Origin of the sequence: Bavariicoccus seileri WCC 4188 (assembly GCF_000421665.1) — a bacterium.
Taxonomy (GTDB): Bacteria; Bacillota; Bacilli; order Lactobacillales; family Aerococcaceae; genus Bavariicoccus; species Bavariicoccus seileri.
On sequence record NZ_ATXL01000073.1, the window covers coordinates 1 to 5,985 of the forward strand.

Genomic DNA, 5,985 nt, shown 5'->3' on the forward strand with positions numbered 1-5,985 from the left:
TAGGTGGCACACTAGGGAGAACACTAGGGAGAACACTAGGGTAATACCAGGTGAATACTAGGCGAATAATATGGGAATAACTTATAATAATTATAAGACTTGGCTACTGTTGAGGGGACGCTATATTTGGTAGACTGGAGTATAGGTCTTCTATAGATACAAAACGATCAAATCAAATACGTGGAGGTACGATCATGAGAGATGCTGTTATAGTAGCGGCACTTAGAACCCCTATCGGGTCATTTGGTGGGCAATTTAAGGATGTTTCAGCAGTAAGTCTTGGGAGCGAGGTAGTAAAAGCAATCATTAAGTCGGTTAACTTAGCTCCTGATCAGATCGATGAAGTTATTATAGGTAATGTGATCAGTTCTGGTTTGGGACAAAATGTGGCACGTCAAGTCGCAATTAAAGCTGGAATACCGATAGAAGTGCCATCGTATACGATCAATAAAGTGTGTGGATCGGGCTTAAAGGCAGTGTCATTAGCCGCCCAAGCTATTATGGTAGGCGAAAGTGATGTCGTTATAGCTGGCGGTACCGAAAACATGTCACAGGCGCCTTTTCTAGCCTCTACAGCGAGGTTTGGGAGTAAACTTGGCAATCAAACGCTAGTGGATAGCATGCTTCAAGATGCTTTATTAGACGCATTTAGTGGCGAGCATATGGGAGTCACTGCAGAAAATGTGGCAAAAAAGTATCAGATTACACGACTAGTTCAAGATCAGTTAGCTGTAGCAAGTCAAGAAAGAGCGTCTAAGGCGATAGAAGCAGGGCGATTTGACACTGAAATCTGTCCGATAAAGGTTTCCAATCGTAAAGGTGATACTCAGCTAGTGAATAAGGATGAGTATCCACGGCCACAAACGACTTTAGAAAAGCTAAGCCAACTCAGACCGGTCTTTCAAAAAGATGGTACTGTGACTGCAGGGAACGCTTCAGGAATCAATGATGGAGCAGCAGCCGTGATTGTGATGAGCCGAGACAAAGCAGCAGAGCTAGGTTTAAAACCACTAGTTGTGATTAAGGGAAGTGCAAGTGCTGGTGTTGCTCCCGATTTCATGGGATGCGGTCCGATCGCCTCAACGAAAAAACTATTGGAACGGTTAAATATGACGATCGATGGTATTGATCTGATTGAATCCAATGAGGCATTTGCAGCTTTATCTGTTTGCGTCAACGAAGCTCTAGGCTTTGATCCGACAAAAGTCAATGTCAATGGAGGAGCTATCGCATTAGGACATCCAGTCGGTGCCAGTGGGACACGTATCTTAGTGACTTTGATCCATGAGCTGTTAAAACAAGAAGAACACCATACTGGCTTAGCTACCTTGTGCATTGGTGGTGGCCAAGGAATGTCAATGGTAGTTGAAAAAGTAGAATAAAGAAATAAAGAAAAAACTCATAAAAAATAAAATGGAAAACAGAAAGCAAAGGCAAAGAGTGAAAAGTGAAATTAAAAAGAAAAAAACAAAAAGTAAAAAACAAAAAATAAAAAACAATAAGTAAAAGAAAACGATAAAATAAAAAAGTTAATATTAATAGATGATAAGCAAAAAGGGCATGATCGCTATGATCATGCCTTTGTGACTTGGAAAACAAAGAAAAACACTGATAGGAGAATCTGTAACTATAAAAAGGTGGTATATAGTAGCAAACACTGACCTATAGTGTTTTTAACCTAGTTGGTATACAACTAGTGAAATTCCAAGTTATGTTTAGTTTATCACAATTTGAAAGCAGTTCCAGTCTTTTTTGACAATTTAAGTAGGAATAGGGTCCTAAGATAGCCGACTCCAAAATTTGGTGTGGTAGTGCCAGACAATTACACCATATAGAATCACTAGCAAACCAATAGTTCCAATATTCCCAATGAGAGGCCATGTGAGTGATAAGAAAGCTGTAATCCCGACTAAAATGGCACTAACGATGAATAAACCAAAATAGGTAAATGCCACTAAGAAATTACCACCACCACGAGATAGGAGTTGGCTAAAGTCGGACCAATCCAAACTCAACAATCGATAATCACGGTAGAAATAGTAGAGACTAGCTGAAGTGATGCCGATGAAGGTTCCAACCAGCAGTGACAAGAGTAATAGTAGTGGTAATCTCACCCAAATGGCAACTGCCAATAATAGAATCATGGCAATGGCTAGTTGTAGCAAGGTCATGCTAAAGAATTTGATCTTTAAGTATCTTTTTAGAGAGAAAGGTAAACTTTTGATAAAAACATAGTTTTCACGGTCTAGGGAAATAATCATCCCTACCAGTGAAGCTGGGCCGACAGTCAAGGTCGAAAATGCAAGACCAACGACGAAAACGATTGAAAGGTAAGCAGGTGTCAATGTTGACAAGTCAGTCCCAAGGTTCATCAAAAATGGGAAGATAAAGCAGACCGGTACAATCAAGGAGTTTCCTAAATATTGCATGATCAAAGCAGGGTCCTTGATCAAACTAAAATTATACTTAATCAGCTGTTTTTGAATAGGTTGAACAGACTGAGGCGTCTTATTCTTTTTCCGACGTACAGGACTACTCAATTGGGCGTGTTCATAAAAACCAGGAATAATCCTTTTGAGAATGATCCAAAATAGAAGAGCCACAAGTGCAAGGATACCTACAACATAAAGTAAGTTCACTAGTTGGAATGGGCGAACGAGCAAGTTATAGAACGGATATAAAGGCCACAAGATAGCTTGATCGACCAGTTGTCCTGAACTTGCAGCTGTGGACCTGTTATTGAGATAAAGCAAGCCAAAGATCATTCCACCCATTGAGCCAACCATCAAAATGGTACTCCATAGATTTTGGTGTTTTTGGAAGGTCTTAGTTTGCGTAATTCCTGAAACAATCACGAGACAGGCGGTGAAGGTCAATACCGTGAACAATACAAATGTTATAAGCGCTACGATGATAGCAACAACTATATTGTTGACTTTTAGCGCCGTCATTATAAACAGAGCAAGGATCGGTAACAAAAAAGGGACGATATTTAGCGCTACGATTGAGAATTTGGCTAGAAAGACTTCACTCTTTAAAAAGGGTAACGGAAGATAATCTCTTAGGTCCTTACTCTTATAGAAGATGTTGAAAATAACCGTAACACTTTGAGCGAATGTTATGAGGAGAAAAATACCGACATATGACGTAAAGAAACCAGGATATTTAGAAAAATCTATGGCTAAGAAGATAGCACCATAAGCAATTAAGAAAACCAAACTCATCCAGATATATTGTGTTAACAAATAACGAGTCAGACTACCCTCTGATTTTCCTTTTTTCCTAGCTTGGATGGTCTGTTGGGGGTTCGCATAAATCAGATTAGCTCTAAATAAAGCTACCAAGCGTCTTTTAGTCATGAGCAGAATCACCTGCCGTCAATTCGTTAATTAACTCATTATCGTTCGTATGACGACCAACGAGTTGCAAGTAGACTTGTTCAAGAGAATCGCCAGGATAATTAGCCAAGAGATCGGCTACAGAACCGTTATAGACGAGCTTGCCAGTTTTTAAGATAGCGATTTGGTCGCATAATTGTTGTGCCGTTGCTAGATCATGTGTTGAAAAGATAACTGTATTTCCCTTTTGAGCATAGGATTTAATTAATTCTTTTAAATCAAAAGCTGCTTGTGGGTCTAACCCTTGAAGTGGTTCATCTAAAATCCAGATTTCTGGTTCTGCCAGCAAGGCACCAATGATGATAACCTTTTGGCGCATCCCATGAGAGAATTCAGAGAGAGTTTCATCTGAAACCTGGGTCATTTCGAATAAATCAGTCAATTCTTTCAATCGTTCTGTTAGATGCTTAGGATCAACGTTGTAAGCTGACGCCATCAAGTTCCAATATTCTGATGCTGACAGTTGTAAAAAGAGATCTGGTGTATCTGGCACATAACTGATTTTCTCTTTGATCTCTTGCCGATGCTCGGGTAGTGATTGGTCATCAAAAGCAATTGAGCCGCTTGTGGGTTCGATAATACTCGTTAGGCACTTGATCGTGGTAGATTTTCCTGCACCATTATGACCTAATAAACCAAAAATTTGACCATTTTCGATAGTGAGATTTACATCATTTAGGGCTGTTTTTGAGCCGTAAGTTTTTGTTAAGTCCGTTATTTTTATCATGTGTTTTCTCCAATTTATTGTTAAAATCTGTAATGCAAACGACTGTAGAAGTGATGACGATTACGTGAATAGGATAGTTTGATTAGGCTAGTTTGATATGACCAATATTAAAGATTATAGTGTCTGAGTGATTAGCGGTTTTTTTGATATTTTTATTATAATGTAAACATTATAGCAAATTCTTTAGTGATGCAAGGGTCAATGTGATAAATAATAACAATTTAAACTTTTACCAGTTTGTCGTAAAAAAGGGTATGATACTTAGAATGACCAGTCTATAGTCCTGTATGGTTTAAGCCTGTAGCATATTTCTCTACTCTCAAAGTTGTTTTGCGGACCACTAGATAATAATTTACAGTACACCAATTTACAAAAACAATAAATTTTCTAGAGAAAGCTCTTAACAAACGTAGCAGTTAGTACTATAATAAATTACGCACCGTTGTTCTTGAGCAGTTTGGGACAAGTGTTAATACCACTGGGCATTAGTCAAATGGTTAAGACGCGTGATTCTCAGTCATGAGGTACGGGTTCGATTCCCGTATGCCCGATTTTAATAGTCAGTTAAGCCTTAGAAACATTGTTGTTAAGCCATTCTTAACGCGTTTCTAAGGCTTTTATTTTTTATTGTTCCGTAATTGTTCTGTTACTTTTATTTTTGGTTAGATTTTTGAAAGGTAGTCGTCAGTTTATTGCTGTTTTTCAATGGGTATGTAAGTGATGTAGGTTTTTGTAGTTTCTAGTAGGACTCTAGTAGAACTCTAGTAGAACTATTATGGAGGATCATAAGGATGAGCAATCAAACAGTTAACCAGTTAGAAAAGAAATCAGCTAATCAATCAGCTAGTCTATTGGATAAAAAATCATTAGTACAACCTGTTTTAAAGTGGCTTTATAGTCAGGAACTACAAACCCCTGTTGGACGTTTACTATGTGTGACAGATGACTCTCATTTATTTTTGCTAGAGTTTATGGATAAAGTTGGATTAGAGAAAGAAGTTAAGCAACTAGAAGATTATTATAAGGTCAAGGTCATCGAGGGTGGGAGACTTCAAAGATAATGTTGTTAGTCAAAGCGCAACTTAAGGATTATTTTACGGGTCATTCAACTGCTTTTGATGTACCATTGCGGTTGACGGGAACGGCTTTTCAAAAAAGTGTTTGGCAACAGCTTTTGAAAATTCCATATGGAAAAGCAGCCAGTTACTTGGATATGGCACGACAACTTGGTGATCCGCATTTGGTGAGAGCAATAGGTGGGGCAAATCGGGCAAACAAAATAGCTATCATCATTCCGTGCCATCGTGTGATTACTAGTAGTGGAACTATCGGTGGTTATAGTGGCGGAGTAGAGCGCAAGCGATGGTTACTAGAATTAGAAGGTTCGCTGTAAAAATTTTACCAAACTATAATCTATTTTAACTTTCTTTTAACTTCCTTTAGTAAAGTAATTCTTATCTAAAAGAAATTAAGTGAAGGTGGGAGTTAGATGGGGTATAAATCAGTAGATGGTAATTGTGAATTGAGCAGTTTAGTGATAGAGGCAAAAAGTTATGGAATTCAATAACAGGTGATTAATGCTAACGAAATTCATCCGACATTATTTTTTGACGATCATCATAAGGCGTTACAAGTGGCTCAGTTGATTCAATATGATGTTGTTGAGGCTTCTTGCTCTGAATAGGTTTCTTGCTCTTAGGAGTATTGCTTCATCAAGTGCATAAACAAGGAATAAAAAAGAACCTGTGAAAATCAATTGATTTTTACAGGTTCTTTTTGGTCATCTTTGTCACTTATGAATTTTAGTTCATCTCTAGAAAGTTAATCCCAATATTTTTAAAATGATTAATGTGAGTAATT

Annotated in this window: 5 protein-coding genes and 1 tRNA gene; 4 read left to right on the forward strand and 2 right to left on the reverse strand. The window is 38.0% G+C overall.

Annotation, left to right across the window (positions count from 1 at the left end):
* Window positions 1-194 precede the first annotated feature (194 nt).
* Window positions 195-1,382 carry an acetyl-CoA C-acetyltransferase gene (locus tag H541_RS0110325; protein WP_022797213.1) on the forward strand — a complete coding sequence of 396 codons (1,188 nt, stop codon included), beginning with the start codon at window positions 195-197 and terminating at the stop codon, window positions 1,380-1,382.
* A 396-nt stretch (window positions 1,383-1,778) separates the two neighbouring features.
* Here H541_RS0110325 and H541_RS0110330 read toward each other — a convergent pair whose 3' ends face one another.
* Both H541_RS0110330 and H541_RS0110335 read right to left on the reverse strand, forming a co-directional pair.
* Entirely contained in the window at window positions 1,779-3,359 is a 1,581-nt protein-coding gene (locus H541_RS0110330) for a hypothetical protein (RefSeq protein ID WP_022797214.1), read from the reverse strand.
* Window positions 3,352-4,125: an ABC transporter ATP-binding protein gene (locus H541_RS0110335; RefSeq protein WP_022797215.1), complete on the reverse strand. Its 774-nt coding sequence runs from the start codon at window positions 4,123-4,125 to the stop codon at window positions 3,352-3,354. Before H541_RS0110335 ends, H541_RS0110330 begins: the two co-directional genes overlap by 8 nt.
* Before the next feature lie 479 nt (window positions 4,126-4,604).
* On the opposite strand from H541_RS0110335, the gene H541_RS0110340 reads away from it, so the two are divergent.
* From H541_RS0110340 to H541_RS12620, 3 genes are all read left to right on the forward strand, one after another.
* Window positions 4,605-4,676, forward strand: a tRNA-Glu gene (locus tag H541_RS0110340).
* 240 nt (window positions 4,677-4,916) lie between these two features.
* Window positions 4,917-5,186 carry a hypothetical protein gene (locus H541_RS12850; RefSeq protein WP_022797216.1) on the forward strand — a complete coding sequence of 90 codons (270 nt, stop codon included), beginning with the start codon at window positions 4,917-4,919 and terminating at the stop codon, window positions 5,184-5,186.
* Window positions 5,186-5,518, forward strand: coding sequence for a methylated-DNA--[protein]-cysteine S-methyltransferase (locus H541_RS12620; protein ID WP_022797217.1), 333 nt, complete (start codon window positions 5,186-5,188; stop codon window positions 5,516-5,518). The genes H541_RS12850 and H541_RS12620 overlap by 1 nt, the downstream gene beginning before the upstream one ends.
* The last annotated feature ends 467 nt before the right edge of the window (window positions 5,519-5,985 follow it).

Coding starts and splice junctions, on each gene's coding strand:
- H541_RS0110330 (WP_022797214.1), bottom strand. CDS start 3,359: ATGACTAAAAGACGCTTGGTAGCTTTATTTAGAGCTAATCTGATTTAT.
- H541_RS0110325 (WP_022797213.1), top strand. CDS start 195: ATGAGAGATGCTGTTATAGTAGCGGCACTTAGAACCCCTATCGGGTCA.
- H541_RS12850 (WP_022797216.1), top strand. CDS start 4,917: ATGAGCAATCAAACAGTTAACCAGTTAGAAAAGAAATCAGCTAATCAA.
- H541_RS0110335 (WP_022797215.1), bottom strand. CDS start 4,125: ATGATAAAAATAACGGACTTAACAAAAACTTACGGCTCAAAAACAGCC.
- H541_RS12620 (WP_022797217.1), top strand. CDS start 5,186: ATGTTGTTAGTCAAAGCGCAACTTAAGGATTATTTTACGGGTCATTCA.